The following is a 23,837-nucleotide window of genomic DNA, read 5'->3' as shown; positions in this document are numbered from 1 at the left end:
CGGTAGGTACGCTCTGACCTTGTGCCTGGGGTGTCCCTGGGCTGCCGTGCCCGCAATCTCTTCCAGCCTCGGCCGGGGAGTGCACAGGAGCGCGGAAGCCGGGTCTCGACACCGCAATCTGTCGCCACCTTCGTTCGCGAGGGGCCGGTCTACAGCATTCGACACACCCGACCGCGTGGGTCGGTGACGTTCCAGGTTAGTTGTACCGAGACAAGAAACCGGAGAAACGGTGCCTACGATCCAGCAGCTGGTCCGAAAGGGCCGCCAGGACAAGGTCGAGAAGAACAAGACACCCGCACTGGCGGGGTCGCCTCAGCGTCGTGGTACGTGCACGCGTGTCTTCACGACCACCCCGAAGAAGCCGAACTCGGCCCTCCGCAAGGTTGCGCGAGTCAAGCTGAGCAGTGGGATCGAGGTTACTGCCTACGTCCCGGGTGAGGGGCACAACCTGCAGGAGCACTCGATCGTGCTCGTGCGTGGTGGTCGTGTGAAGGACCTGCCGGGTGTTCGCTACAAGATCATCCGCGGCTCCCTCGACACGCAGGGCGTCAAGAACCGCAAGCAGGCTCGCAGCCGCTACGGCGCCAAGAAGGAGAAGTAAGAATGCCTCGTAAGGGCCCCGCCCCGAAGCGCCCGGTCATCATCGACCCGGTCTACGGCTCTCCTCTGGTGACCTCCCTCATCAACAAGGTGCTGCTGAACGGAAAGCGCTCCACCGCCGAGCGCATCGTTTACGGCGCCATGGAGGGTCTGCGCGAGAAGACCGGTAACGACCCGGTCATCACGCTCAAGCGCGCGCTCGAGAACATCAAGCCGACCCTTGAGGTCAAGTCCCGCCGTGTCGGTGGCGCGACCTACCAGGTGCCGGTCGAGGTCAAGCCCGGCCGCGCCGCCACCCTCTCCCTCCGCTGGCTCGTGGGCTACTCCCGCGCCCGCCGTGAGAAGACCATGACCGAGCGCCTCATGAACGAACTGCTCGACGCCTCCAACGGCCTCGGCGCTTCGGTCAAGAAGCGTGAGGACACGCACAAGATGGCCGAGTCCAACAAGGCCTTCGCGCACTACCGCTGGTAGTCGCAACCCACATCGAGACCGAGAGAAGATTGAGCCGATATGGCCACCACTTCGCTTGACCTGGCCAAGGTCCGCAACATCGGGATCATGGCCCACATCGACGCGGGCAAGACGACCACCACCGAGCGGATCCTGTTCTACACCGGTGTCTCTTACAAGATCGGTGAAGTCCACGACGGCGCTGCCACGATGGACTGGATGGAGCAGGAGCAGGAGCGCGGCATCACGATCACGTCTGCCGCGACGACCTGCCACTGGCCGCTGGAAGACGTCGATCACACCATCAACATCATCGACACCCCGGGTCACGTCGACTTCACCGTCGAGGTGGAGCGCTCCCTGCGCGTGCTCGACGGTGCCGTGACGGTGTTCGACGGCGTCGCCGGTGTCGAGCCCCAGTCGGAAACCGTCTGGCGTCAGGCGGACCGCTACGGCGTTCCCCGCATCTGCTTCGTCAACAAGCTCGACCGGACCGGCGCGGAGTTCCACCGCTGCGTCGACATGATCACGGACCGCCTCGGCGCGGTGCCGCTGGTCATGCAGCTGCCGATCGGCACCGAGATGGACTTCAAGGGCGTCGTCGACCTCGTGAAGATGAAGGCCCTGGTCTGGTCCGCCGAGGCCGCCAAGGGTGAGATGTACGACGTCGTCGACATCCCCGACACTCACCTCGAGGCCGCCGACGAGTGGCGCGGCAAGCTGCTCGAGGCCGTCGCGGAGAACGACGAGGCCATGATGGAGCTCTACCTCGAGGGCCAGGAGCCCACCGAGGAGCAGCTCTACGCGGCCATCCGTCGGATCACCCTCGCCTCCGGCAAGGCCGACGTCACCACCGTCACTCCGGTGTTCTGCGGTACCGCGTTCAAGAACAAGGGCGTCCAGCCCCTGCTCGACGCGGTCGTGCGCTACCTCCCCTCCCCGCTTGACGTCGAGGCCATCGAGGGCCACGCCGTCAACAACCCGGACGAGGTCGTCACCCGCAAGCCCTCCGACGACGAGCCCCTGTCGGCTCTGGCGTTCAAGATTGCGAGCGACCCCCACCTGGGCAAGCTCACCTTCATCCGCGTGTACTCGGGTCGCCTTGAGGCCGGCTCGCAGGTGCAGAACTCGGTGAAGGGCAAGAAGGAGCGCATCGGCAAGATCTACCGGATGCACGCGAACAAGCGTGAGGAGATCGAGTCGGTGGGTGCCGGTGACATCGTCGCCGTCATGGGTCTGAAGCAGACCACCACCGGTGAGACCCTCTGCGACGCGGGCAAGCCCGTGATCCTGGAGTCGATGGAGTTCCCGGCCCCGGTCATCCAGGTCGCCATCGAGCCCAAGTCGAAGGGCGACCAGGAGAAGCTGGCGGTCGCGATCCAGCGCCTCGCCGAAGAGGACCCCTCGTTCCAGGTTCACACCGACGAGGAGACCGGTCAGACGATCATCGCGGGTATGGGCGAGCTGCACCTCGACGTGCTGGTCGACCGTATGCGCCGTGAGTTCCGCGTCGAGGCCAACGTCGGCAAGCCGCAGGTCGCCTACCGCGAGACCCTGCGCAAGGCGGTCGAGCGTCTCGACTACACGCACAAGAAGCAGACTGGTGGTTCCGGCCAGTTCGCGAAGGTGCAGATCGCCCTCGCGCCCCTCGAGGGCGACGGGTACGAGTTCGAGAACAAGGTCACCGGTGGCCGTATCCCGCGGGAGTACATCCCGTCCGTGGACGCGGGCTGCCAGGAGGCCATGGAGTTCGGCGTTCTCGCCGGCTACCCGCTGACCGGCGTCAAGGTCACCCTGCTCGACGGTGCCTTCCACGAGGTCGACTCCTCGGAAATGGCCTTCAAGATCGCCGGTTCGATGGCCTTCAAGGAGGCCGCCCGCAAGGCCTCCCCGGCCCTGCTCGAGCCGATGATGAAGGTCGAGGTCACCACGCCCGAGGACTACATGGGCGATGTGATCGGCGACATCAACTCTCGCCGTGGTCAGATCCAGTCCATGGAGGACCGCAGCGGCGCCAAGCTCGTCACGGGCCTGGTCCCCCTGTCGGAGATGTTCGGCTACGTCGGAGACCTCCGCAGCAAGACCTCGGGTCGCGCAAGCTACTCGATGCAGTTCGACTCCTACGCCGAGGTTCCCCGGAACGTCGCCGAGGAGATCATCGCGAAGGCCAAGGGCGAATAGTTCCGTCTCCCGAGAGTCGGAACACGCTTTAGGCTTGACACCGTCTGCCGGGGTAATCCCCGCAATCCGTGAGGAATGCCCCGGCAGCCGGCATCCCAGCAAAGATCACCTGGCGCCGATGAGTAAGGCGTACAGAACCACTTCAGGAGGAACCAGTGGCGAAGGCGAAGTTCGAGCGGACTAAGCCGCACGTCAACATCGGCACCATCGGTCACATTGACCACGGTAAGACGACCCTCACGGCCGCCATTACCAAGGTGCTGCACGACGCGTACCCGGACCTGAACGAGGCCTCGGCCTTCGACCAGATCGACAAGGCTCCTGAGGAGCGCCAGCGCGGTATCACGATCTCCATCGCGCACGTCGAGTACCAGACCGAGTCGCGTCACTACGCGCACGTCGACTGCCCCGGTCACGCGGACTACATCAAGAACATGATCACGGGTGCGGCGCAGATGGACGGCGCCATCCTCGTGGTTGCCGCCACCGACGGCCCGATGCCGCAGACCAAGGAGCACGTGCTCCTGGCCCGCCAGGTCGGCGTTCCCTACATCGTTGTCGCCCTGAACAAGGCCGACATGGTGGACGACGAGGAGATCCTGGAGCTCGTCGAGCTCGAGGTCCGTGAGCTCCTCTCCGAGTACGAGTTCCCCGGCGACGACGTTCCGGTCGTCAAGGTCTCGGCGCTCAAGGCGCTCGAGGGCGACAAGGAGTGGGGCAACTCCGTCCTCGAGCTGATGAAGGCCGTCGACGAGGCCATCCCGCAGCCCGAGCGTGACGTTGACAAGCCGTTCCTGATGCCGATCGAGGACGTCTTCACGATCACCGGCCGTGGCACCGTTGTCACCGGTCGTATCGAGCGTGGTGTCCTCAAGGTCAACGAGACCGTCGACATCATCGGCATCAAGACCGAGAAGACCACCACCACGGTCACCGGCATCGAGATGTTCCGGAAGCTCCTCGACGAGGGCCAGGCCGGTGAGAACGTCGGTCTGCTGCTTCGCGGTATCAAGCGCGAGGACGTCGAGCGCGGCCAGGTCATCATCAAGCCGGGCTCGGTCACCCCGCACACCGAGTTCGAGGCGCAGGCCTACATCCTCTCCAAGGACGAGGGTGGCCGCCACACGCCGTTCTTCAACAACTACCGTCCGCAGTTCTACTTCCGTACGACTGACGTGACCGGTGTTGTGACCCTCCCCGAGGGCACCGAGATGGTCATGCCGGGCGACAACACCGAGATGTCGGTCAGCCTGATCCAGCCGGTCGCCATGGAGGAAGGCCTGAAGTTCGCCATCCGTGAGGGTGGCCGGACCGTCGGCGCCGGCCAGGTCACCAAGATCAACAAGTAATTGTTGATCGGGGAGACCCGGTAGCAGCTCATCAGGGAGCCCCGTCCACCACTAGGTGGGCGGGGCTCCTTGACAGTTGGGCCCCGATTGGCCTTACGCATCCCGGGTATGGCACACTGTCCAGGTTGCTCGGTTGAGTGCCGATGCTGCGCGCCTCCCGCCGGGAGGACCGGAAGCGAGTCCCAGGTATTCGTCGTCCCTTCTCAGGGCCGGAAATACGGGAATCTTCCGGGAAGCGTCAGCGGGGTGCCTCGGCCAGGCGCCCGGTGGGTGTTCTTCCCCCACTTTCTCCTTCTTGAAGGATCTCCCTTGTGGAGATTTACGGGAAGGGGCGCGACACGCCCGACCGCGTGGGTCGGAGAAGAACGCGAACCTGCCGGGTCCCAGAGCGTTACGAGAGACAGGACTACGAAGTAGCCATGGCGGGACAGAAGATCCGCATCCGGCTCAAGGCCTACGACCACGAGGTCATCGACACGTCGGCGAAGAAGATCGTCGAGACGGTGACCCGTACTGGTGCGTCGGTCGCGGGCCCGGTGCCGCTGCCCACTGAGAAGAACGTGTACTGCGTCATCAAGTCGCCGCACAAGTACAAGGACTCGCGCGAGCACTTCGAGATGCGCACGCACAAGCGCCTGATCGACATCCTCGACCCGACGCCCAAGACCGTTGACTCGCTGATGCGCCTGGACCTTCCGGCCGGCGTTGACATCGAGATCAAGCTCTGAGAGGCGCGGAAGAGATGGCTAAGCAGATCAAGGGCATCCTGGGCGAGAAGCTCGGCATGACCCAGGTCTGGGACGAGAACAACCGTGTCGTCCCGGTCACTGTGGTCAAGGCCGGCCCCTGTGTCGTTACCCAGGTGCGCACCAATGACCAGGACGGTTACGACTCCGTCCAGATCGCCTTCGGCGAGATCGACCCGCGCAAGGTGAACAAGCCCCTCAAGGGCCACTTCGCCAAGGCCGACGTCACCCCGCGCCGTCACCTCGTCGAGGTCCGTACCGCTGACGCCAGCGAGTACACCCTCGGCCAGGAGCTGACCGCCGAGACCTTCGAGTCCGGTGTCAAGGTCGACGTGACCGGCAAGAGCAAGGGCAAGGGCTTCGCCGGCGTCATGAAGCGTCACGGCTTCCACGGCGGCAAGGCCTCCCACGGTGCCCACCGCGTGCACCGCAAGCCGGGCTCCATCGGTGGCTGCGCCACCCCGGGCCGCGTGTTCAAGGGCATGCGGATGGCCGGCCGTATGGGCAATGAGCGGGTCACCACCCAGAACCTGACCGTCCACGCCGTTGACGCGGAGAAGGGCCTGCTGCTCATCAAGGGCGCAGTTCCTGGTCCGAACGGCGGCCTCGTCCTGGTCCGTACCGCGGCCAAGGGGGCCTGAGGTAACCGATGAGCACCATTGACATCCTTTCGCCGGCAGGCGACAAGGCCGGGACCGTCGAGCTCCCCACGGAGATCTTCGACGCGAAGGTCAGCGTTCCGCTGATCCACCAGGTCGTTGTCGCGCAGCTGGCCGCGGCCCGTCAGGGCACGCACAAGACCAAGACTCGCGGCGAGGTCCGCGGCGGTGGCAAGAAGCCGTACCGCCAGAAGGGCACCGGCCGCGCGCGCCAGGGTTCGACCCGTGCGCCGCAGTTCGCCGGCGGTGGCGTCGTCCACGGCCCCGTGCCGCGTGACTACTCGCAGCGGACGCCCAAGAAGATGAAGGTTGCCGCCCTGCGCGGTGCCCTCACCGACCGGGCCCGCAACAGCCGCATCCACGTCGTTTCCGGCGTGGTCGAGGGCGCGGTTTCCACCAAGGCCGCCAAGGCGCTCCTCGGCAAGGTCAGCGAGCGCAAGAACGTGCTCCTGGTCGCCGAGCGCAGTGACGAGGCCGCGTGGCTGTCCGCCCGCAACCTGCCCCAGGTTCACATCCTGGAGCCGGGCCAGCTGAACACGTACGACGTGCTCGTCTCCGACGACGTGGTCTTCACCAAGGCCGCCTTCGAGTCCTTCGTGTCTGGCCCCAAGGCCGCTGAGACCGAAGGGAGCGACGCCTGATGTCTGAGGCGACCGTTACCAGCAAGACCTTCTCGGACCCGCGCGACATTCTCGTCAAGCCGGTTGTCTCGGAGAAGAGCTACGCGCTGCTGGACGAGAACAAGTACACGTTCATCGTCGCGCCTGGCGCCAACAAGACTCAGATCAAGCAGGCCGTCGAGGCGGTCTTCTCGGTCAAGGTCACCGGGGTCAACACGATCAACCGCCAGGGCAAGCGCAAGCGCACCCGCACCGGTTTCGGAAAGCGCGCGAACACCAAGCGCGCCATCGTGACCCTCGCCGAGGGCGACCGTATCGACATCTTCGGCGGCCCGACCTCCTGACGGAGGTCGAGTCGTCCGGAATCGGACGAGGACTGAGAAATGGGTATCCGCAAGTACAAGCCGACGACCCCGGGCCGTCGTGGCTCCAGCGTCGCCGACTTTGTCGAGATCACGCGGTCCACGCCGGAGAAGTCGCTGGTCCGCCCCCTGCACAGCAAGGGCGGCCGTAACAACGCCGGTCGTGTGACCGTTCGCCACCAGGGCGGTGGCCACAAGCGCGCCTACCGAGTGATCGACTTCCGTCGTCACGACAAGGACGGCGTGCCGGCCAAGGTCGCGCACATCGAGTACGACCCGAACCGCACCGCGCGCATCGCGCTGCTGCACTACGCAGACGGCGAGAAGCGCTACATCATCGCGCCCCGTGGCCTGGCCCAGGGTGCCCGGATTGAGAACGGCCCTGGCGCCGACATCAAGCCGGGTAACAACCTGCCGCTGCGCCACATCCCCGTGGGTACGACGATCCACGCGATCGAGCTGCGTCCGGGCGGCGGTGCGAAGTTCGCCCGCTCGGCCGGTGCCTCCGTGCAGCTGCTGGCGAAGGAGGGCCGCATGGCTCACCTTCGTATGCCGTCCGGTGAAATCCGCCTGGTCGACGTGCGCTGCCGCGCCACCGTCGGCGAGGTCGGCAACGCCGAGCAGTCGAACATCAACTGGGGTAAGGCCGGCCGTATGCGCTGGAAGGGCGTCCGCCCGACCGTGCGTGGTGTCGTGATGAACCCGGTTGACCACCCGCACGGTGGTGGTGAGGGCAAGACTTCCGGTGGTCGCCACCCGGTCTCGCCCTGGGGCCAGAAGGAGGGTCGTACTCGCTCGCCGAAGAAGGCCAGCAACAAGTACATCGTCCGCCGCCGCAAGACGAACAAGAAGCGCTAGGAGCGGGTTTAGATGCCGCGCAGTCTCAAGAAGGGGCCCTTCGTCGACGACCACCTCGCCAAGAAGGTGGACGTACAGAACGATGCAGGCACCAAGAACGTCATCAAGACCTGGTCCCGCCGCTCCATGATCGTCCCGGCCATGCTCGGCCACACGATCGCGGTGCACGACGGCCGCAAGCACGTCCCGGTGTTCGTCACCGAGTCGATGGTCGGCCACAAGCTCGGCGAGTTTGCGCCGACCCGCACCTTCCGCGGCCACGAGAAGGACGACCGCAAGTCGCGTCGTCGCTGATCGACCGGAGTGCGAAGACTATGACTGACACCGAAGGGACAACCATGGAAGCCAGGGCCCAGGCGCGGTACATCCGCGTCACGCCCATGAAGGCCCGCCGCGTGGTGGACCTTATCCGTGGCATGAATGCCACGGAGGCTCAGGCGGTCCTGCGTTTCGCCCCGCAGGCCGCGAGCGTGCCGGTTGGCAAGGTGCTGGACAGCGCCATTGCCAACGCCGCGCACAACTACGACCACACCGACGCCGGCAGCCTCGTCATTTCCGAGGCGTACGTCGACGAGGGCCCGACCCTGAAGCGGTTCCGTCCGCGCGCCCAGGGCCGTGCCTACCGGATCCGCAAGCGGACCAGCCACATCACCGTGGTCGTCAGCAGCAAGGAAGGAACCCGGTAATGGGCCAGAAGGTAAACCCGCACGGGTTCCGGCTCGGCATTACCACCGACTTCAAGTCGCGTTGGTACGCCGACAAGCTGTACAAGGACTACGTCAAGGAAGACGTCGCCATTCGTCGCATGATGACGAAGGGCATGGAGCGCGCCGGTATCTCCAAGGTGGAGATCGAGCGCACCCGTGAGCGCGTCCGCGTTGACATCCACACCGCTCGTCCGGGCATCGTCATCGGCCGCCGCGGCGCCGAGGCGGACCGCATCCGCGGCGAGCTGGAGAAGCTGACCGGCAAGCAGGTTCAGCTGAACATCCTCGAGGTCAAGAACCCCGAGACCGACGCTCAGCTGGTGGCCCAGGCCGTCGCCGAGCAGCTGTCCTCCCGCGTCTCCTTCCGTCGCGCCATGCGTAAGAGCATGCAGTCGACGATGAAGGCCGGCGCCAAGGGCATCAAGATCCAGTGCGGTGGCCGTCTCGGCGGCGCCGAGATGTCCCGCTCGGAGTTCTACCGCGAGGGCCGTGTGCCCCTGCACACGCTCCGTGCGAACGTCGACTACGGCTTCTTCGAGGCCAAGACCACCTTCGGCCGCATCGGCGTGAAGGTCTGGATCTACAAGGGCGACGTCAAGAACATCGCCGAGGTTCGCGCCGAGAACGCTGCCGCCCGTGCGGGTAACCGCCCGGCTCGTGGTGGCGGCAACGACCGCCCGCGTCGCGGTGGCGAGCGCGGTGGCCGCGGCGGCCGCAAGCCGCAGCAGAGCGCCGCTGCCGAGGCCCCCAAGGCCGAGGCCGCTGCCGCTGCTCCGGCGGAGACCCCCGGAACGGAGGCCTGACCGACATGCTGATCCCTCGCAGGGTCAAGCACCGCAAGCAGCACCACCCGAAGCGCAGTGGTATGGCCAAGGGTGGCACCGAGCTGGCCTTCGGTGAGTACGGAATCCAGGCTGTCACCCCGGCCTACGTGACGAACCGGCAGATCGAGTCCGCTCGTATCGCCATGACCCGTCACATCAAGCGTGGCGGCAAGGTCTGGATCAACATCTACCCGGACCGCCCGCTCACGAAGAAGCCGGCCGAAACCCGCATGGGTTCCGGTAAGGGTTCTCCGGAGTGGTGGGTCGCGAACGTCAAGCCCGGTCGGGTGATGTTCGAGCTGTCCTTCCCGAACGAAAAGGTTGCCAAGGAGGCGCTGACCCGCGCCGCCCACAAGCTTCCGATGAAGTGCCGCATCGTTCGGCGCGAGGCAGGTGAGTCGTGATGTCGGCCGTTACCAAGGCGTCCGAGCTGCGCGAGCTGAACGACGAGGACCTCGTCGCGAAGCTCCGTGAGGCCAAGGAGGAGCTGTTCAACCTCCGCTTCCAGGCGGCGACCGGACAGCTCGAGAACCACGGTCGGCTCAAGTCCGTCCGTAAGGACATCGCCCGGATCTACACCCTGATGCGTGAGCGCGAGCTGGGCATCGAGACGGTGGAGAGCGCCTGATGAGCGAGAAGAATGTGACTGAGACGAACGAGCGCGGTTTCCGCAAGACCCGTGAGGGTCTCGTCGTCAGCGACAAGATGGACAAGACCGTCGTCGTCGCTGTCGAGGACCGCGTCAAGCACGCGCTGTACGGCAAGGTCATCCGCCGTACCAACAAGCTCAAGGCGCACGACGAGCAGAACGCTGCCGGCGTCGGCGACCGCGTCCTCCTGATGGAGACCCGGCCGCTGTCCGCCACCAAGCGCTGGCGCATCGTCGAGATCCTCGAGAAGGCCAAGTAATCCCTCCTGGGGGGACCCCCCAGGAACAGTTCCGCCAGGCTCGGCAGGGGTTTCACGTGAAACCCCTGCCGGGAACCGGCAGACAATCAGGAGATAGACGTGATCCAGCAGGAGTCGCGACTGCGCGTCGCCGACAACACTGGTGCGAAGGAAATCCTTTGCATCCGTGTTCTCGGTGGCTCCGGTCGCCGCTACGCGGGCATCGGTGACGTCATCGTCGCCACCGTCAAGGACGCGATCCCCGGTGGCAACGTGAAGAAGGGTGACGTCGTCAAGGCCGTCATCGTTCGCACCGTCAAGGAGCGCCGCCGTCCGGACGGCTCGTACATCCGCTTCGACGAGAACGCGGCCGTCATCCTCAAGAACGATGGCGACCCCCGCGGCACCCGTATCTTCGGCCCCGTGGGCCGTGAGCTGCGCGAGAAGAAGTTCATGAAGATCATCTCGCTCGCGCCGGAGGTGCTGTAACCGATGAAGATCAAGAAGGGCGACCTGGTCCAGGTCATCACCGGTAAGGACAAGGGCAAGCAGGGCAAGGTCATTCAGGCCTTCCCCCGCGAGGACCGTGTCCTGGTCGAGGGTGTCAACCGGGTCAAGAAGCACACCAAGGCCGGTCAGACGGCTCGTGGTTCGAAGACCGGCGGCATCGTGACGACCGAGGCCCCTGTCCACATCAGCAACGTTCAGCTGGTCGTGGAGAAGGACGGCAAGAAGGTCGTCACCCGCGTCGGATACCGCTTCGACGACGAAGGCAACAAGATCCGCGTTGCCAAGCGGACCGGTGAGGACATCTGATGACTGCCACCACCAACGCGCCGCGTCTGAAGCTGCGCTACCGCGAAGAGATCGCCGGGAAGCTGAAGGACGAGTTCTCGTACGAGAACGTCATGCAGATCCCCGGTCTGACCAAGATCGTGGTCAACATGGGTGTGGGCGACGCCGCCCGCGACTCCAAGCTGATCGAGGGTGCCATCAAGGACCTCACCACGATCACCGGTCAGAAGCCGGCCGTCACCAAGGCCCGTAAGTCCATCGCGCAGTTCAAGCTGCGTGAGGGCCAGCCGATCGGTGCCCACGTCACCCTCCGCGGTGACCGCATGTGGGAGTTCCTGGACCGCCTGCTGTCGCTCGCGCTCCCGCGCATCCGCGACTTCCGTGGTCTGTCCCCCAAGCAGTTCGACGGTCGGGGCAACTACACCTTCGGTCTCACGGAGCAGGTCATGTTCCACGAGATCGACCAGGACAAGATCGACCGTACCCGGGGTATGGACATCACCGTGGTCACCACGGCGACCAACGACGATGAGGGCCGCGCTCTCCTTCGTCACCTCGGCTTCCCGTTCAAGGAGGCGTGAGCGAGATGGCGAAGAAGGCTCTGATTGCCAAGGCTGCTCGCAAGCCGAAGTTCGGTGTGCGCGCGTACACCCGCTGCCAGCGCTGCGGCCGTCCGCACTCCGTGTACCGCAAGTTCGGCCTGTGCCGCGTGTGCCTTCGTGAGATGGCTCACCGTGGCGAGCTGCCGGGCGTGACCAAGAGCTCCTGGTAATCCCTTAGTTGGGAATACCCGGAGACTCTCGGTAAGCACCCGGTCGGCGGGCGCCCGTCCCTTTTTCCCGTAGGGTAGAAGGGTTTGGGCGCCCCGCCGCCCGAGACCGACCGCGGGCAAGGCCCGCATAACGTCGCTTACTACGCCGTAGGTCCCCGCACCGCACCCGTCCCGACTCTGCTCGGGGAGAGGGATGGTGCACATAGGAAACCCCGGCGAGAGAGGCCGAAGGCCAATTCATGACCATGACTGATCCCATCGCAGACATGCTGACCCGTCTGCGTAACGCGAACTCGGCGTACCACGACACCGTCGTGATGCCGCACAGCAAGATCAAGTCGCACATCGCGGAGATCCTCCAGCAGGAGGGTTACATCACCGGCTGGCGCGTCGAGGACGCTGAGGTCGGCAAGAACCTCACCCTCGAGCTGAAGTTCGGCCCGAACCGCGAGCGCTCGATCGCCGGCATCAAGCGGATCTCGAAGCCGGGCCTGCGGGTCTACGCAAAGTCCACCAACCTGCCGAAGGTCCTCGGCGGCCTGGGCGTGGCGATCATCTCCACGTCCCACGGTCTCCTGACCGGTCAGCAGGCCAGCAAGAAGGGCGTGGGTGGGGAAGTCCTCGCCTACGTCTGGTAACCAGGGAACGGAGGAATAGCTAATGTCGCGTATTGGCAAGCTGCCCATCCAGGTTCCTGCTGGTGTGGACGTCACCATCGAGGGCCGCACGGTTTCGGTGAAGGGTCCCAAGGGCTCCCTTTCCCACACCGTCGCCGCGCCCATCGAGGTCGCCAAGGGTGAGGACGGTGTCATCGCCGTCACCCGCCCGAACGACGAGCGTCAGAACAAGGCCCTGCACGGCCTGTCCCGCACGCTGGTGGCGAACATGATCACCGGCGTGACCCAGGGCTACAGCAAGGCGCTCGAGATCAGCGGTGTCGGCTACCGCGTCCAGGCGAAGGGCTCCAACCTGGAGTTCGCGCTGGGCTACAGCCACCCCATCGTCGTCGAGGCTCCTGAGGGCATCTCCTTCAAGGTCGAGTCCCCGACCAAGCTCAGCGTCGAGGGCATCGACAAGCAGAAGGTCGGCGAGGTTGCGGCGAACATCCGCAAGCTGCGCAAGCCTGACCCGTACAAGGCCAAGGGCGTCAAGTACGCCGGCGAGGTCATCCGCCGCAAGGTCGGAAAGGCTGGTAAGTAAGCCATGGCATACGGTGTGAAGATCGCTAAGGGCAACGCCTACAAGCGCGCTGCCGCTAAGCGTCGCCACATCCGCATCCGTAAGCGGATTTCGGGTACGCCGGCGCGTCCGCGCCTGGTCGTGACGCGTTCCAACCGCGGTATCACCGCGCAGGTCATCGACGACATCGCGGGCCACACGCTGGCCTCCGCGTCGACCCTGGACGCGTCCATCCGTGGCGGCGAGGGCGACAAGAGCGCTCAGGCCAAGAAGGTTGGCGCCCTGGTTGCCGAGCGTGCCAAGGCCGCCGGTGTCGAGGCCGTCGTGTTCGACCGTGGTGGCAAGCAGTACGCCGGGCGGATTGCCGCTCTGGCCGACGCCGCCCGCGAAGCCGGGCTGAAGTTCTAAGCCCCGGTTCCGGAGCTAGCGGACGTAACAGAGAGAGGTAAATCCAATGGCTGGACCCCAGCGCCGCGGAAGCGGTGCCGGTGGCGGCGAGCGGCGGGACCGGAAGGGTCGCGACGGTGGCGCTGCCGCCGAGAAGACCGCGTACGTTGAGCGCGTTGTCGCGATCAACCGCGTCGCCAAGGTTGTCAAGGGTGGTCGCCGTTTCAGCTTCACCGCGCTGGTCGTGGTGGGCGACGGTGACGGCACCGTAGGTGTCGGTTACGGCAAGGCCAAGGAAGTTCCGGCTGCCATCGCCAAGGGCGTGGAAGAGGCCAAGAAGAACTTCTTCAAGGTCCCCCGTATCCAGGGCACCATCCCGCACCCCATCCAGGGCGAGAAGGCTGCGGGCGTCGTCCTGCTCAAGCCGGCTTCCCCCGGTACCGGTGTGATCGCCGGTGGTCCCGTGCGCGCCGTCCTGGAGTGCGCGGGCATCCACGACGTGCTGAGCAAGTCGCTCGGTTCGTCGAACCCGATCAACATCGTGCACGCCACGGTGGAGGCCCTCCAGGGACTGCAGCGTCCCGAGGAGATCGCCGCCCGTCGTGGTCTGCCGCTCGAGGACGTTGCTCCCGCCGCTCTGCTGCGGGCGCGTGCCGGGGTGACCGCGTAATGGCGCACCTCAAGATCACGCAGACGAAGTCCTACATCGGCAGCAAGCAGAACCACCGCGACACCCTCCGTTCGCTGGGCCTCAAGCGGCTCAACGACGTGGTTGTCAAGGAGGACCGCCCCGAGTTCCGCGGCATGGTGCACACCGTCCGCCACCTCGTGACGGTCGAGGAGGTCGACTGACATGGCGGAGAACAACCCGCTGAAGGTCCACAACCTCCGGCCCGCCCCGGGTGCCAAGACCGCCAAGACCCGTGTCGGTCGTGGTGAGGCGTCCAAGGGTAAGACCGCCGGTCGTGGTACCAAGGGCACCAAGGCCCGATACCAGGTTCCGGAGCGCTTCGAGGGTGGGCAGATGCCCCTCCACATGCGCCTCCCGAAGCTGAAGGGCTTCAAGAACCCCGCGCACAAGCAGTTCCAGGTCGTGAACCTGGACAAGCTGGCCGAGCTCTACCCGCAGGGTGGCGAGGTCACGGTGGCCGACCTGGTCGCCAAGGGCGCGGTGCGCAAGAACGAGCTCGTCAAGGTCCTGGGCCAGGGCGAGATCTCCGTGGCGCTGCAGGTTTCGGTTGACGCCGTTTCCGGCTCCGCCAAGGAGAAGATTGCCGCCGCCGGCGGCACCGTCACCGAGCTCATCTGAGCTCGTTGATTCAACTGACCGGGGATGCCCATTGATTGGGCATCCCCGGTTGGTCGTTCCACGGGGGTACGGTCGCCGGTAAGGTGGCAGGCACTGTTATTTATCGGGGCATGGCCCCGAAACCCCTCCGTACGGGACCCGTCCGTACGGTTCTGGCCGCCAAGTATTCGTCGATCCTCAAGACCGTCACCTCTCGCACTTGAGGCGGGAGGCGCAGGAGGCACCGTGCTCACCGCGTTCGCCCGAGCGTTCAAGACGCCCGACCTGCGCAAGAAGCTGCTGTTCACGTTGGGCATCGTGGTGCTCTACCGGATCGGGGCGCACGTCCCGGTCCCCGGGGTGAACTACGCGAACGTCGAGACCTGCATGAAGGTTGCCGGCGGCAACAGCGGGTTGTTCGCCCTGGTGAACATGTTCAGCGGTGGTGCGCTGCTGCAGATCACGATCTTCGCGCTGGGGATCATGCCGTACATCACGGCGAGCATCATCCTCCAGCTCCTGACCGTGGTGATTCCCCGGCTGGAGGCCCTCAAGAAAGAGGGACAGACCGGCCAGGCGAAGATCACCCAGTACACCCGCTACCTGACCGTGGCGCTCGCCATCATGCAGGGCACCGGCCTGGTGGCCACGGCCCGCAGCGGTGCGCTCTTCCAGAACTGCCCGGTCGCCAGCGAGATCGTGCCCAGCGACTCCATCTTCACCACCATCACGATGGTCATCACCATGACCGCCGGTACGGGCCTGATCATGTGGCTCGGTGAGCTCGTCACCGACCGCGGTATCGGCAACGGCATGTCCATCCTGATGTTCATCTCGATCGCCGCCGGCTTCCCGGGCGCCCTGTGGCAGATCAAGCTCACCGGCAAGCTGGCCGACGGCTGGATCGAGTTCTTCGGCGTTATCGTGGTGGGCCTGGCGATGGTGGCCCTGGTGGTCTTCGTCGAGCAGGCGCAGCGGCGCATTCCGGTGCAGTACGCGAAGCGGATGATCGGCCGTCGGTCCTATGGCGGTACGTCCACTTACATCCCGCTCAAGGTGAACCAGGCGGGTGTGATTCCCGTCATCTTCGCGTCGTCGCTGCTCTACATTCCCGCGCTGATCGCACAGTTCAGCGGGTCGAAGGCGGGGTGGGCGACCTGGATCGCCACCAACTTCACCAAGGGAAATCACCCCGTTTACATCGTTACGTACTTCCTTCTGATCGTCTTCTTCGCCTTCTTCTACGTGGCCATCAGCTTCAACCCCGAAGAAGTTGCCGACAACATGAAGAAGTATGGTGGCTTCATCCCGGGTATCCGGGCTGGTCGCCCGACGGCCGAGTACCTCAGCTACGTGCTCAACCGGATCACGTGGCCGGGCTCGCTGTACCTGGGGCTGATCGCACTCGTGCCAACAGTGGCGTTGGTGCTGTTCAACGCGAACCAGAACTTCCCGTTCGGCGGGACGAGCATCCTGATCATCGTGGGTGTGGGTCTGGAGACCGTGAAGCAGATCGAGAGTCAGCTTCAGCAGCGCAATTACGAAGGGTTCCTCCGCTGATGCGAATCGTCCTCGTCGGACCTCCGGGGGCCGGTAAGGGTACGCAGGCCGCGTACCTTGCCAAGAACCTCGGTATCCCGCACATTTCCACGGGGGACCTGTTCCGCGCGAACATCAGCCAGGGCACGCCATTGGGTGTCGAGGCGAAGTCGTACATGGACGCGGGAAACCTCGTACCGGATTCGGTGACCATCGGCATGGCCGAGGACCGGATGGCGCAGGACGATGCGGCCGGGGGCTTCCTCCTCGACGGCTTCCCGCGCAACCTGGGCCAGGCCCAGGCGCTGGACGACTACCTCAAGGCCAAGAGCCTGAAGCTGGACGCCGTCCTGGACCTGGAGGTCCCCGAGGACGAGGTCGTCAAGCGGATCGCGGGCCGGCGGATCTGCCGCAAGGACAGCAGCCACGTCTTCCACGCGGAGTACAACAAGCCCAAGACCGAGGGTGTCTGTGACGCCTGCGGCGGCGAGCTGTACCAGCGCGACGACGACCGCGAGGAGACCGTCCGCAAGCGGCTGGAGGTCTACCACACGGAGACCGAGCCGATCATCGACTACTACAAGGCCCAGGATCTGGTCGTCACGATCCCGGCGCTCGGCAAGGTCGCCGAGGTCACGCAGCGGGCGATGGCCGCGCTGCAGGCCGGCGAGTAGCCGACAGCTCTGTACACATACGGCCGCGGTGCCCACTGGGCGCCGCGGCCGTATTGTGTACGGGGCGGTTTCGGCCGCCGGACATCCACGGAACCCGTACTCAGGAAGGCGTCAGCCGCCATGGTGGAGATCAAGAACCCCGAGCAGATCGCGAAGATGCGCGAGGCGGGGCTGGTGGTCGCCGCCATTCACGCGGCGACCCGGAAGGTCGCGGTGCCGGGTGCCACGACCAAGGACCTGGACGACGCGGCGCGCAAGGTGCTGGCCGAGCACGGAGCGAAGTCGAACTTCCTGGGCTACGGCGGATTCCCCGCGACGATCTGCACCTCGGTGAACGACGTCGTGGTGCACGGCATCCCCGACACCGAGACGGTGCTCGCGGACGGGGACATCATCTCCATCGACTGCGGCGCGATCGTCGACGGCTGGCACGGCGACGCGGCGTACACCGCCTTCGTCGGCTCCGGTCACTCCGAGGAGCTGGTCGAGCTCAGCCGGGTCACCGAGGAGTCGATGTGGGCGGGCATCGCGGCCGTCGCCAAGGGCAACCGCCTGGTCGACATCTCCAAGGCGATCGAGGGCTACATCCGCCGCCAGCCGCGCCCGTCGAGCGGGAAGTACGGCATCGTCGAGGACTACGGCGGCCACGGCATCGGCTCCCAGATGCACATGGACCCGCATCTGCTGAACTACGTCGACCGCAAGCGCGGCCGCGGCCCCAAGCTGGTGCCCGGCTTCTGCATCGCGATCGAGCCGATGATCAATCTCGGTACGGCCAAGACGCACGTCCTGGACGACGACTGGACGGTCAAGACCAACGACGGCAGCTGGTCCTCGCACTGGGAGCACTCCGTCGCGCTGACCGAGGACGGTCCGCTGGTGCTGACCGCGCCGGACGCGGGCAAGGCCAAGCTGGCCGAGCTGGGGATCACGGCGGCGCCGGACCCCCTCGCGTAGGCAGCCCCTGGCGGACCCCTCCGGCGTAAGGATCACCGCCGGTGGGCAATAATCCTGGATTCGTCTTTTCACAGGCACTGACGTAGACTGACGCGTCGGCTCTCGTGCATCCGTATGCCTGCCTCCAAGGCGGGAGACATTCCCGGAATGCCGCACGGACACCACGAGAGTTGATCAAGGTAGCCGATTCGAAAGGCGAAGCGTGGCCAAGAAGCAAGGTGCCATCGAGATCGAGGGCACCGTGATCGAGTCTCTGCCGAACGCGATGTTCCGTGTAGAGCTCCAGAACGGTCACAAGGTCCTCGCGCACATCAGCGGCAAGATGCGGATGCACTACATCCGTATCCTCCCGGATGACCGGGTCGTGGTGGAGCTCTCTCCGTACGACCTGACGCGTGGCCGGATCGTCTACCGCTACAAGTAGATCTTGTCGGCGCCCCGCTCCCGTGGGGTGACGGCACTGACCCGGAGAACCTCACATCCCATGAAGGTCAAGCCGAGCGTCAAGAAGATCTGCGACAAGTGCAAGGTGATCCGCCGCCACGGCCGGGTCATGGTCATCTGCGACAACCTGCGCCACAAGCAGCGCCAGGGCTGACGCACGCCGACCACCTGCATTTCGCAGTTTTTCGCGCGACGCACGTAAATACGTACATACGCAGTCACCCGACCCCCGCATTTCTCGCGTGGGACGACACCCCCGGCTCGGAGGCCGGGGACCCGGCTCGTAATTCTGAAGAGTCTTACGGGAACGGTGCTGCGGAAGACCTCCGAATAGCCATCAGGAGCCACATCAATGGCACGCCTCGCAGGCGTTGATCTCCCGCGCGAAAAGCGCGTCGAGGTCGCCCTCACCTACGTCTTCGGTATCGGGCGCACGCTGTCGCAGCAGACCCTCGCCGCCACCGGCGTGAACCCGGACACCCGTGTTCGCGACCTGGCCGAGGAAGACCTGGTCAAGATCCGCGAGTACGTGGACAACAACCTCAAGACCGAGGGTGACCTCCGTCGCGAGATTCAGGCCGACATCCGCCGCAAGGTCGAGATCGGCTGCTACCAGGGTCTGCGTCACCGTCGCGGTCTGCCGGTGCACGGTCAGCGCACCAGCACGAACGCCCGTACCCGCAAGGGTCCGCGTCGCGCGATCGCCGGCAAGAAGAAGCCGGGCAAGAAGTAGTCCTCAGCAGGACGCTTACCAGCGGTCTTCGCTGTAGGACCGACCACCTCCACGGGAGTAATGAATGCCTCCGAAGGGCCGTACGGCCGGCGCCAAGAAGGTGCGCCGCAAGGAGAAGAAGAACGTCGCCCACGGGCACGCTCACATCAAGAGCACGTTCAACAACACGATCGTCTCGATCACGGACCCCACGGGCAACGTGATCTCTTGGGCCTCTGCCGGCCACGTCGGCTTCAAGGGCTCGCGCAAGTCCACCCCCTTCGCCGCGCAGATGGCTGCCGAGTCGGCCGCCCGCCGCGCGCAGGAGCACGGCATGCGCAAGGTCGACGTCTTCGTCAAGGGTCCCGGCTCCGGCCGTGAGACCGCGATCCGCTCCCTCCAGGCCACCGGCCTCGAGGTCGGCTCGATCCAGGACGTCACCCCCACCCCGCACAACGGATGCCGCCCGCCCAAGCGTCGCCGCGTCTGACCACCTGAAGTAGGAGAAAACTAGACAATGGCGCGTTACACCGGGGCCGACTGCAAGCGTTGCCGTCGGGAGAAGCAGAAGCTGTTCCTCAAGGGCAGCAAGTGCGAGAGCGCAAAGTGCCCGATCGAGATCCGTCCTTACCCCCCGGGTGAGCACGGTCGCGGGCGCACCAAGGACAGCGAGTACCTGCTCCAGCTTCGCGAGAAGCAGAAGTGCAGCCGTATCTACGGTGTCCTTGAGAAGCAGTTCGTGAACTACTACAAGGAAGCGAACCAGAAGACCGGCAAGACCGGTGAGAACCTTCTGCGCATCCTTGAGACCCGCCTCGACAACGTGGTCTACCGGGCCGGCTTCGCCAAGTCCCGTGACCACGCCCGTCAGCTGGTCCGTCACGGACACATCAACGTGAACGGCCGCAAGACCGACATCCCGTCGGCTCGCGTCTCCGTGAACGACATCATCGAGGTCCGCGAGGGCTCTCGGAACCTGACCCCCTTCGAGGTGGCCAAGGCCGAGGCCGGCGAGAAGACCGTTCCGGCCTGGCTGGAAGCGATCCCGTCGAACCTCCGGATTCTGGTGCACAGCCTGCCCGAGCGCCAGGTGATCGACACCCAGGTGCAGGAGCAGCTGATCGTTGAGCTCTACTCCAAGTAAGAGCTGAGCGGAACGGTCTGGGCGGTACGGAGCCAATGGCGTCGTACCGCCCGTACCCTTTGAAGTACAGCGGGCGTCAAATAGCGGGCGTCCACGACTGAAGGATCGAACATGCTGATTGCTCAGCGTCCCTCTTTGACCGAAGAGGTCGTCGACGAATACCGCTCCCGGTTCGTGATCGAGCCGCTGGAGCCGGGCTTCGGCTACACCCTCGGTAACTCCCTGCGGCGGACCCTTCTGTCGTCGATCCCGGGTGCGGCGGTCACGTCCATCCGTATCGACGGTGTCCTGCACGAGTTCACCACCGTGCCGGGCGTCAAGGAAGACGTCACCGACCTGATCCTCAACATCAAGCAGCTGGTCGTCAGCAGCGAGCACGACGAGCCCGTCGTGATGTACCTGCGCAAGCAGGGCCCGGGTCTGGTGACCGCCGCCGACATCGCGCCGCCGGCCGGTGTCGAGGTGCACAACCCGGACCTGGTCCTCGCCACGCTCAACGGCAAGGGCAAGCTGGAGATGGAGCTGACCGTCGAGCGCGGTCGCGGCTACGTCTCCGCCGTCCAGAACAAGCAGGTGGGCCAGGAGATCGGCCGTATCCCGGTCGACTCCATCTACTCGCCGGTGCTCAAGGTCACGTACAAGGTCGAGGCGACCCGTGTCGAGCAGCGCACCGACTTCGACAAGCTGATCGTCGACGTCGAGACCAAGCAGGCCATGCGTCCCCGCGACGCCATGGCGTCGGCCGGTAAGACCCTGGTCGAGCTGTTCGGTCTGGCCCGTGAGCTGAACATCGACGCCGAGGGCATCGACATGGGCCCGTCCCCCACGGACGCCGCCCTGGCCGCCGACCTGGCGCTGCCGATCGAGGAGCTCGAGCTCACCGTTCGCTCGTACAACTGCCTCAAGCGTGAGGGCATCCACTCCGTGGGTGAGCTCGTTGCCCGCTCCGAGGCCGACCTGCTCGACATCCGCAACTTCGGTGCGAAGTCGATCGACGAGGTCAAGGCGAAGCTGGCCGGCATGGGCCTGGCGCTCAAGGACAGCCCGCCCGGATTCGACCCGACCGCCGCCGCCGACGCCTTCGGCGCCGACGACGACTCGGACGCCGGGTTCGTGGAGACCGAGCAGTACTGAGTTCGACCGGCAGGGGTCCGGGAAGCGATTCCCGGGCCCTTGCCGTGTGCGTCTTCCGCGGGGCGACCGCCTCGTGGGAACTGACACCGGTACCTGATACGGCCGGTGCAGCAATGAAGGAGATACACCATGCCGAAGCCCACCAAGGGTGCCCGTCTGGGCGGCAGCGCTGCGCACGAGCGTCTGATGCTGCGCAACCTGGCCACCGCGCTCTTCGAGCACGGCCGCATCACGACGACCGAGGCCAAGGCCCGTCGTCTGCGTCCGTACGCGGAGCGTCTGGTGACCAAGGCGAAGAAGGGCGACCTTCACAACCGCCGTCAGGTCATGCAGCTGATCTCGGACAAGAGCGTCGTCCACACGCTCTTCACCGAGATCGCCCCGCGGTTCGAGAACCGCCCGGGTGGCTACACCCGCATCACCAAGATCGGTAACCGCCGTGGCGACAACGCTCCCATGGCCGTCATCGAGCTGGTGGAGGCGCTGACCGTGGCCCAGCAGGCCACCGGTGAGGCCGAGGCGGCGACGAAGCGTGCCGCCAAGGACGCCGAGGCGAAGGCCGCGGAGGCCACCGAGGCTCCGGCCGAGGAGTCGAAGGACGCCTGAGGCTCTGCCTGGCTGTGAGCGGGTCCGTCCCCTTCGGGGGGCGGGCCCGTTCGGCGTTGTGGCGCGGTGAGGGAGGATTGCTGGCGTGAGTGATGAAGTGGAGCCCGGTTTTGTACGGGTGCGGATGGACCTGTCGTACGACGGCCGGGACTTTTCGGGGTGGGCGAAGCAGGCCGGCGGCCGGCGCACCGTGCAGTCGGAGATCGAGGACGCGCTGCGGACCGTGACGCGGTCGGCCGAGACCTATGAGCTGACCGTCGCGGGGCGCACGGACGCGGGCGTGCATGCGCGGGGGCAGGTGGCGCATGTCGATCTCCCGTCCGAGGTGTGGGCCGAGCACGAGGAGAAGCTGCTGCGGCGACTGGCCGGGCGGCTGCCGAAGGACGTCCGGGTGTGGCGGCTCGCGGAGGCGCCGTACGGGTTCAATGCGCGCTTCTCGGCGATCTGGCGGCGGTATGCGTACCGCGTCACGGATCACCACGGCGGCGTCGACCCGCTGCTGCGCGGGCATGTGCTCTGGCACGACTGGGATCTGGACGTCGAGGTGATGAACGCCGCCTCGCGGCCGCTGCTGGGCGAGCACGACTTCGCGGCGTACTGCAAGCGGCGGGAGGGCGCGACGACGATCCGTACGCTCCAGGAGCTGAGCTGGGTACGGGGGGCGGACGGGATCATCACCGCGACCGTCAAGGCCGATGCGTTCTGCCACAACATGGTGCGGTCGCTGGTGGGCGCGATGCTGTTCGTGGGGGACGGGCACCGGCCGGTGGAGTGGCCGGGGAAGGTGCTGGCGGCGGGGGTGCGGGACTCCGCGGTGCATGTGGTGCGGCCGCACGGGCTGACGCTGGAAGAGGTCGGCTATCCGGCGGACGAGCTGCTGATGGCCCGGAACAAAGAGGCGCGGAACAAGCGCTCGCTGCCGGGCGCCGGCTGCTGCTGAGCGCGCGGGACGGTGGCGCCGCCGGGCCGGGGCGGCGCCACCCGGGCGTCAGGACTGCTGCTTCGCCTTCTCGCGGGCTTCCTCGGCCTGCCGCTCGGCCACCTTCGCGGCCTGGTCCTTGCCGCGCTGGGTGATCCGGGTGAAGGCGTACGCGGCGCCGTCCCGGCCGATCTGCTGGGCCTTGGTCTCGGAGACCTCGGTCGCCTTGCCGTTGTTGTAGCCGGCGATGGTGAAGTACGCGTACCGGCCGGTGGCGTTGGTCAGCGTGCGGCACCTGGTGGCCTGGCAGAACGTGGACGGGACGCCGCCGCCGGCGAGCGGTGCGATGTTGCTGCCGTCCTTCAGCTGCTGCAGGACCTTGTTGGCCTTGGCCGGGGAGTCGAAGAGCGCGACGCCGACCGTGACCGAGACGCCGCCCTTGGTGTAGGTGGCGCGCAGCAGCTTGCGGCAGCCGTTGTGCGAGAGCAGCGAGCCGAGCGGGCCCTGGCTGGCGGCGGTGCAGTCGTTGGTGGTGGCGGTGTTCGTCCGCGGGTAGGTGTGCTCGCCGACGACCATGGACTTGTCGGGGAAGAGCGTGGCGGGGGTGAGCGGCGCCCTGTCCTTCTTGGGGTCGGTGATGTAGTCCCGCGGGTTCGGCGGCGGGGGGACCGAGACATCGGGGAAGGACGGCTTGTCGTCCGGCTCGGTGACCTGGCCGGATGCCGTGGGCTGGGCGGTCGGGTTGTCGTCCGGCGAGCCACCGCTGTTGACGACGGCGGCGGTGACGATGCCGGCCACGGCGAGCGCGGCGAGCACGCCGCCGCCGATCAGCATCCAGCGTTTGCGACGGGATGCCGCCTCGCTCTCCTCGGCGAGCGCGTCCCAGTTCGGAGTACCGGATCCCCCGGGGCCGCCGAACGGCCCACCTTGCCCAAAGCTCATGCCGCGCATCCTAACGACCCATGGGGCACGGAAAGGCGGCGCTCCGGTGCCCCTTTCATAAACCCGGTTGGTGGAATACGCGGCGTGCCGTGACAATC

At 66.0% G+C, this 23,837-nt stretch carries 37 protein-coding genes; 36 read left to right on the top strand and 1 reads right to left on the bottom strand.

Features of this window, described 5'->3' with window-relative positions; translation table 11 throughout:
- Window positions 1-229: 229 nt before the first annotated feature.
- The 36 genes from rpsL to truA all read left to right on the top strand — a co-directional run bounded on the left by rpsL (window position 230) and on the right by truA (window position 22,818).
- Window positions 230-601, top strand: a complete 372-nt coding sequence (gene rpsL / locus AC5677_RS17150) for a 30S ribosomal protein S12 (protein ID WP_030062899.1) — start codon at window positions 230-232, stop codon at window positions 599-601.
- Between the two features lie 2 nt (window positions 602-603).
- On the top strand, window positions 604-1,074 hold the full coding sequence (gene rpsG / locus AC5677_RS17145) for a 30S ribosomal protein S7 (RefSeq protein WP_004571813.1): 471 nt from the start codon (window positions 604-606) through the stop codon (window positions 1,072-1,074).
- 39 nt (window positions 1,075-1,113) lie between these two features.
- Window positions 1,114-3,234, top strand: coding sequence for an elongation factor G (fusA, locus tag AC5677_RS17140; RefSeq protein ID WP_497195895.1), 2,121 nt, complete (start codon window positions 1,114-1,116; stop codon window positions 3,232-3,234).
- Between the two features lie 155 nt (window positions 3,235-3,389).
- A complete protein-coding gene (gene tuf, locus AC5677_RS17135; protein WP_466813969.1) occupies window positions 3,390-4,583 on the top strand; it encodes an elongation factor Tu in 1,194 nt (397 codons plus the stop codon).
- 419 nt (window positions 4,584-5,002) lie between these two features.
- Complete coding sequence (rpsJ, locus tag AC5677_RS17130) at window positions 5,003-5,311, top strand: 30S ribosomal protein S10 (protein ID WP_004571821.1); 309 nt, start codon at window positions 5,003-5,005, stop codon at window positions 5,309-5,311.
- Window positions 5,312-5,325: 14 nt separating this feature from the next.
- Window positions 5,326-5,970 (top strand): 50S ribosomal protein L3, encoded by a 645-nt coding sequence (gene rplC, locus AC5677_RS17125; RefSeq protein WP_031003040.1) that lies wholly within the window; start codon window positions 5,326-5,328, stop codon window positions 5,968-5,970.
- Between the two features lie 8 nt (window positions 5,971-5,978).
- The gene (gene rplD / locus AC5677_RS17120) at window positions 5,979-6,629 is read left to right on the top strand and encodes a 50S ribosomal protein L4 (protein WP_497195894.1); all 651 of its coding nucleotides are present in this window, start codon (window positions 5,979-5,981) and stop codon (window positions 6,627-6,629) included.
- The gene (gene rplW / locus AC5677_RS17115; RefSeq protein ID WP_497195893.1) at window positions 6,629-6,952 is read left to right on the top strand and encodes a 50S ribosomal protein L23; all 324 of its coding nucleotides are present in this window, start codon (window positions 6,629-6,631) and stop codon (window positions 6,950-6,952) included. The genes rplD and rplW overlap by 1 nt, the downstream gene beginning before the upstream one ends.
- A gap of 39 nt (window positions 6,953-6,991) precedes the next feature.
- Window positions 6,992-7,828, top strand: coding sequence for a 50S ribosomal protein L2 (rplB, locus tag AC5677_RS17110; RefSeq protein WP_018090900.1), 837 nt, complete (start codon window positions 6,992-6,994; stop codon window positions 7,826-7,828).
- 12 nt (window positions 7,829-7,840) lie between these two features.
- A complete protein-coding gene (rpsS, locus tag AC5677_RS17105; protein ID WP_016571057.1) occupies window positions 7,841-8,122 on the top strand; it encodes a 30S ribosomal protein S19 in 282 nt (93 codons plus the stop codon).
- Between the two features lie 44 nt (window positions 8,123-8,166).
- Window positions 8,167-8,514 (top strand): 50S ribosomal protein L22, encoded by a 348-nt coding sequence (gene rplV / locus AC5677_RS17100; RefSeq protein WP_037839423.1) that lies wholly within the window; start codon window positions 8,167-8,169, stop codon window positions 8,512-8,514.
- Window positions 8,514-9,338 (top strand): 30S ribosomal protein S3, encoded by an 825-nt coding sequence (gene rpsC, locus AC5677_RS17095; protein ID WP_128507204.1) that lies wholly within the window; start codon window positions 8,514-8,516, stop codon window positions 9,336-9,338. Before rplV ends, rpsC begins: the two co-directional genes overlap by 1 nt.
- 5 nt (window positions 9,339-9,343) lie before the next feature.
- Entirely contained in the window at window positions 9,344-9,763 is a 420-nt protein-coding gene (rplP, locus tag AC5677_RS17090; RefSeq protein ID WP_006604880.1) for a 50S ribosomal protein L16, read from the top strand.
- Complete coding sequence (gene rpmC, locus AC5677_RS17085; protein WP_397843743.1) at window positions 9,763-9,987, top strand: 50S ribosomal protein L29; 225 nt, start codon at window positions 9,763-9,765, stop codon at window positions 9,985-9,987. The genes rplP and rpmC overlap by 1 nt, the downstream gene beginning before the upstream one ends.
- Entirely contained in the window at window positions 9,987-10,268 is a 282-nt protein-coding gene (gene rpsQ, locus AC5677_RS17080; RefSeq protein ID WP_006604882.1) for a 30S ribosomal protein S17, read from the top strand. The genes rpmC and rpsQ overlap by 1 nt, the downstream gene beginning before the upstream one ends.
- Before the next feature lie 99 nt (window positions 10,269-10,367).
- A complete protein-coding gene (gene rplN / locus AC5677_RS17075) occupies window positions 10,368-10,736 on the top strand; it encodes a 50S ribosomal protein L14 (protein WP_003998823.1) in 369 nt (122 codons plus the stop codon).
- Between the two features lie 3 nt (window positions 10,737-10,739).
- A complete protein-coding gene (gene rplX, locus AC5677_RS17070; RefSeq protein ID WP_497195892.1) occupies window positions 10,740-11,063 on the top strand; it encodes a 50S ribosomal protein L24 in 324 nt (107 codons plus the stop codon).
- Window positions 11,063-11,623 (top strand): 50S ribosomal protein L5, encoded by a 561-nt coding sequence (gene rplE, locus AC5677_RS17065; RefSeq protein ID WP_046927447.1) that lies wholly within the window; start codon window positions 11,063-11,065, stop codon window positions 11,621-11,623. Before rplX ends, rplE begins: the two co-directional genes overlap by 1 nt.
- Window positions 11,624-11,628: 5 nt before the next feature.
- Entirely contained in the window at window positions 11,629-11,814 is a 186-nt protein-coding gene (locus AC5677_RS17060) for a type Z 30S ribosomal protein S14 (RefSeq protein ID WP_003956452.1), read from the top strand.
- A gap of 239 nt (window positions 11,815-12,053) precedes the next feature.
- On the top strand, window positions 12,054-12,452 hold the full coding sequence (gene rpsH, locus AC5677_RS17055) for a 30S ribosomal protein S8 (protein ID WP_403505674.1): 399 nt from the start codon (window positions 12,054-12,056) through the stop codon (window positions 12,450-12,452).
- Window positions 12,453-12,474: 22 nt separating this feature from the next.
- On the top strand, window positions 12,475-13,014 hold the full coding sequence (gene rplF, locus AC5677_RS17050) for a 50S ribosomal protein L6 (RefSeq protein ID WP_136741299.1): 540 nt from the start codon (window positions 12,475-12,477) through the stop codon (window positions 13,012-13,014).
- 3 nt (window positions 13,015-13,017) lie between these two features.
- The gene (gene rplR / locus AC5677_RS17045) at window positions 13,018-13,401 is read left to right on the top strand and encodes a 50S ribosomal protein L18 (RefSeq protein ID WP_046927450.1); all 384 of its coding nucleotides are present in this window, start codon (window positions 13,018-13,020) and stop codon (window positions 13,399-13,401) included.
- 46 nt (window positions 13,402-13,447) lie between these two features.
- A complete protein-coding gene (gene rpsE, locus AC5677_RS17040; RefSeq protein ID WP_042155878.1) occupies window positions 13,448-14,050 on the top strand; it encodes a 30S ribosomal protein S5 in 603 nt (200 codons plus the stop codon).
- A complete protein-coding gene (gene rpmD / locus AC5677_RS17035; protein ID WP_006604889.1) occupies window positions 14,050-14,232 on the top strand; it encodes a 50S ribosomal protein L30 in 183 nt (60 codons plus the stop codon). Before rpsE ends, rpmD begins: the two co-directional genes overlap by 1 nt.
- Window position 14,233: 1 nt before the next feature.
- Window positions 14,234-14,689 (top strand): 50S ribosomal protein L15, encoded by a 456-nt coding sequence (gene rplO / locus AC5677_RS17030; RefSeq protein WP_497195891.1) that lies wholly within the window; start codon window positions 14,234-14,236, stop codon window positions 14,687-14,689.
- A 225-nt stretch (window positions 14,690-14,914) separates the two neighbouring features.
- Window positions 14,915-16,228, top strand: coding sequence for a preprotein translocase subunit SecY (secY, locus tag AC5677_RS17025; RefSeq protein WP_497195890.1), 1,314 nt, complete (start codon window positions 14,915-14,917; stop codon window positions 16,226-16,228).
- Window positions 16,228-16,881 (top strand): adenylate kinase, encoded by a 654-nt coding sequence (locus AC5677_RS17020; protein ID WP_497195889.1) that lies wholly within the window; start codon window positions 16,228-16,230, stop codon window positions 16,879-16,881. Before secY ends, AC5677_RS17020 begins: the two co-directional genes overlap by 1 nt.
- Before the next feature lie 120 nt (window positions 16,882-17,001).
- Window positions 17,002-17,838: a type I methionyl aminopeptidase gene (map, locus tag AC5677_RS17015; RefSeq protein ID WP_497195888.1), complete on the top strand. Its 837-nt coding sequence runs from the start codon at window positions 17,002-17,004 to the stop codon at window positions 17,836-17,838.
- Between the two features lie 202 nt (window positions 17,839-18,040).
- Entirely contained in the window at window positions 18,041-18,262 is a 222-nt protein-coding gene (infA, locus tag AC5677_RS17010) for a translation initiation factor IF-1 (protein ID WP_014047798.1), read from the top strand.
- A 60-nt stretch (window positions 18,263-18,322) separates the two neighbouring features.
- A complete protein-coding gene (rpmJ, locus tag AC5677_RS17005; RefSeq protein WP_003956441.1) occupies window positions 18,323-18,436 on the top strand; it encodes a 50S ribosomal protein L36 in 114 nt (37 codons plus the stop codon).
- Window positions 18,437-18,634: 198 nt separating this feature from the next.
- Window positions 18,635-19,015 carry a 30S ribosomal protein S13 gene (gene rpsM, locus AC5677_RS17000; protein ID WP_006604894.1) on the top strand — a complete coding sequence of 127 codons (381 nt, stop codon included), beginning with the start codon at window positions 18,635-18,637 and terminating at the stop codon, window positions 19,013-19,015.
- Window positions 19,016-19,079: 64 nt separating this feature from the next.
- Window positions 19,080-19,484 (top strand): 30S ribosomal protein S11, encoded by a 405-nt coding sequence (rpsK, locus tag AC5677_RS16995; RefSeq protein WP_004571845.1) that lies wholly within the window; start codon window positions 19,080-19,082, stop codon window positions 19,482-19,484.
- A gap of 27 nt (window positions 19,485-19,511) precedes the next feature.
- Entirely contained in the window at window positions 19,512-20,138 is a 627-nt protein-coding gene (gene rpsD, locus AC5677_RS16990) for a 30S ribosomal protein S4 (protein WP_136741304.1), read from the top strand.
- Between the two features lie 111 nt (window positions 20,139-20,249).
- Complete coding sequence (locus tag AC5677_RS16985; protein ID WP_497195887.1) at window positions 20,250-21,272, top strand: DNA-directed RNA polymerase subunit alpha; 1,023 nt, start codon at window positions 20,250-20,252, stop codon at window positions 21,270-21,272.
- Window positions 21,273-21,401: 129 nt separating this feature from the next.
- A complete protein-coding gene (gene rplQ / locus AC5677_RS16980; RefSeq protein WP_497195886.1) occupies window positions 21,402-21,878 on the top strand; it encodes a 50S ribosomal protein L17 in 477 nt (158 codons plus the stop codon).
- Window positions 21,879-21,963: 85 nt separating this feature from the next.
- Window positions 21,964-22,818 carry a tRNA pseudouridine(38-40) synthase TruA gene (gene truA, locus AC5677_RS16975; RefSeq protein ID WP_497195885.1) on the top strand — a complete coding sequence of 285 codons (855 nt, stop codon included), beginning with the start codon at window positions 21,964-21,966 and terminating at the stop codon, window positions 22,816-22,818.
- A 48-nt stretch (window positions 22,819-22,866) separates the two neighbouring features.
- Here the strand turns inward: truA and AC5677_RS16970 are convergent, their stop codons facing one another.
- Window positions 22,867-23,739, bottom strand: a complete 873-nt coding sequence (locus AC5677_RS16970) for a hypothetical protein (RefSeq protein ID WP_497195884.1) — start codon at window positions 23,737-23,739, stop codon at window positions 22,867-22,869.
- Between the last annotated feature and the right edge of the window lie 98 nt (window positions 23,740-23,837).

Source organism: Streptomyces sp. JLSY215 (genome assembly GCF_059682825.1).
The sequence above is the reverse complement of the archived record's forward strand: the minus strand, read 5'-3'. Positions and strand labels throughout refer to the sequence as shown.

What these genes read in the sequence shown, in the direction of transcription:
- rpsM (WP_006604894.1), top strand. Translation starts at nt 18,635, where the DNA reads ATGGCACGCCTCGCAGGCGTTGATCTCCCGCGCGAAAAGCGCGTCGAG.
- rplX (WP_497195892.1), top strand. Translation starts at nt 10,740, where the DNA reads ATGAAGATCAAGAAGGGCGACCTGGTCCAGGTCATCACCGGTAAGGAC.
- rplQ (WP_497195886.1), top strand. Translation starts at nt 21,402, where the DNA reads ATGCCGAAGCCCACCAAGGGTGCCCGTCTGGGCGGCAGCGCTGCGCAC.
- rplF (WP_136741299.1), top strand. Translation starts at nt 12,475, where the DNA reads ATGTCGCGTATTGGCAAGCTGCCCATCCAGGTTCCTGCTGGTGTGGAC.
- map (WP_497195888.1), top strand. Translation starts at nt 17,002, where the DNA reads ATGGTGGAGATCAAGAACCCCGAGCAGATCGCGAAGATGCGCGAGGCG.
- rplE (WP_046927447.1), top strand. Translation starts at nt 11,063, where the DNA reads ATGACTGCCACCACCAACGCGCCGCGTCTGAAGCTGCGCTACCGCGAA.
- rplV (WP_037839423.1), top strand. Translation starts at nt 8,167, where the DNA reads ATGGAAGCCAGGGCCCAGGCGCGGTACATCCGCGTCACGCCCATGAAG.
- rplB (WP_018090900.1), top strand. Translation starts at nt 6,992, where the DNA reads ATGGGTATCCGCAAGTACAAGCCGACGACCCCGGGCCGTCGTGGCTCC.
- rpsC (WP_128507204.1), top strand. Translation starts at nt 8,514, where the DNA reads ATGGGCCAGAAGGTAAACCCGCACGGGTTCCGGCTCGGCATTACCACC.
- rpsH (WP_403505674.1), top strand. Translation starts at nt 12,054, where the DNA reads ATGACCATGACTGATCCCATCGCAGACATGCTGACCCGTCTGCGTAAC.
- rplC (WP_031003040.1), top strand. Translation starts at nt 5,326, where the DNA reads ATGGCTAAGCAGATCAAGGGCATCCTGGGCGAGAAGCTCGGCATGACC.
- rplR (WP_046927450.1), top strand. Translation starts at nt 13,018, where the DNA reads ATGGCATACGGTGTGAAGATCGCTAAGGGCAACGCCTACAAGCGCGCT.
- rpmC (WP_397843743.1), top strand. Translation starts at nt 9,763, where the DNA reads ATGTCGGCCGTTACCAAGGCGTCCGAGCTGCGCGAGCTGAACGACGAG.
- AC5677_RS17060 (WP_003956452.1), top strand. Translation starts at nt 11,629, where the DNA reads ATGGCGAAGAAGGCTCTGATTGCCAAGGCTGCTCGCAAGCCGAAGTTC.
- rpsK (WP_004571845.1), top strand. Translation starts at nt 19,080, where the DNA reads ATGCCTCCGAAGGGCCGTACGGCCGGCGCCAAGAAGGTGCGCCGCAAG.
- rpsG (WP_004571813.1), top strand. Translation starts at nt 604, where the DNA reads ATGCCTCGTAAGGGCCCCGCCCCGAAGCGCCCGGTCATCATCGACCCG.
- rplP (WP_006604880.1), top strand. Translation starts at nt 9,344, where the DNA reads ATGCTGATCCCTCGCAGGGTCAAGCACCGCAAGCAGCACCACCCGAAG.
- AC5677_RS16985 (WP_497195887.1), top strand. Translation starts at nt 20,250, where the DNA reads ATGCTGATTGCTCAGCGTCCCTCTTTGACCGAAGAGGTCGTCGACGAA.
- rplO (WP_497195891.1), top strand. Translation starts at nt 14,234, where the DNA reads ATGGCGGAGAACAACCCGCTGAAGGTCCACAACCTCCGGCCCGCCCCG.
- AC5677_RS16970 (WP_497195884.1), bottom strand. Translation starts at nt 23,739, where the DNA reads ATGAGCTTTGGGCAAGGTGGGCCGTTCGGCGGCCCCGGGGGATCCGGT.
- rpmJ (WP_003956441.1), top strand. Translation starts at nt 18,323, where the DNA reads ATGAAGGTCAAGCCGAGCGTCAAGAAGATCTGCGACAAGTGCAAGGTG.
- rpmD (WP_006604889.1), top strand. Translation starts at nt 14,050, where the DNA reads ATGGCGCACCTCAAGATCACGCAGACGAAGTCCTACATCGGCAGCAAG.
- rpsS (WP_016571057.1), top strand. Translation starts at nt 7,841, where the DNA reads ATGCCGCGCAGTCTCAAGAAGGGGCCCTTCGTCGACGACCACCTCGCC.
- rpsQ (WP_006604882.1), top strand. Translation starts at nt 9,987, where the DNA reads ATGAGCGAGAAGAATGTGACTGAGACGAACGAGCGCGGTTTCCGCAAG.
- rplW (WP_497195893.1), top strand. Translation starts at nt 6,629, where the DNA reads ATGTCTGAGGCGACCGTTACCAGCAAGACCTTCTCGGACCCGCGCGAC.
- rpsD (WP_136741304.1), top strand. Translation starts at nt 19,512, where the DNA reads ATGGCGCGTTACACCGGGGCCGACTGCAAGCGTTGCCGTCGGGAGAAG.
- rplD (WP_497195894.1), top strand. Translation starts at nt 5,979, where the DNA reads ATGAGCACCATTGACATCCTTTCGCCGGCAGGCGACAAGGCCGGGACC.
- rpsE (WP_042155878.1), top strand. Translation starts at nt 13,448, where the DNA reads ATGGCTGGACCCCAGCGCCGCGGAAGCGGTGCCGGTGGCGGCGAGCGG.
- fusA (WP_497195895.1), top strand. Translation starts at nt 1,114, where the DNA reads ATGGCCACCACTTCGCTTGACCTGGCCAAGGTCCGCAACATCGGGATC.
- AC5677_RS17020 (WP_497195889.1), top strand. Translation starts at nt 16,228, where the DNA reads ATGCGAATCGTCCTCGTCGGACCTCCGGGGGCCGGTAAGGGTACGCAG.
- rpsJ (WP_004571821.1), top strand. Translation starts at nt 5,003, where the DNA reads ATGGCGGGACAGAAGATCCGCATCCGGCTCAAGGCCTACGACCACGAG.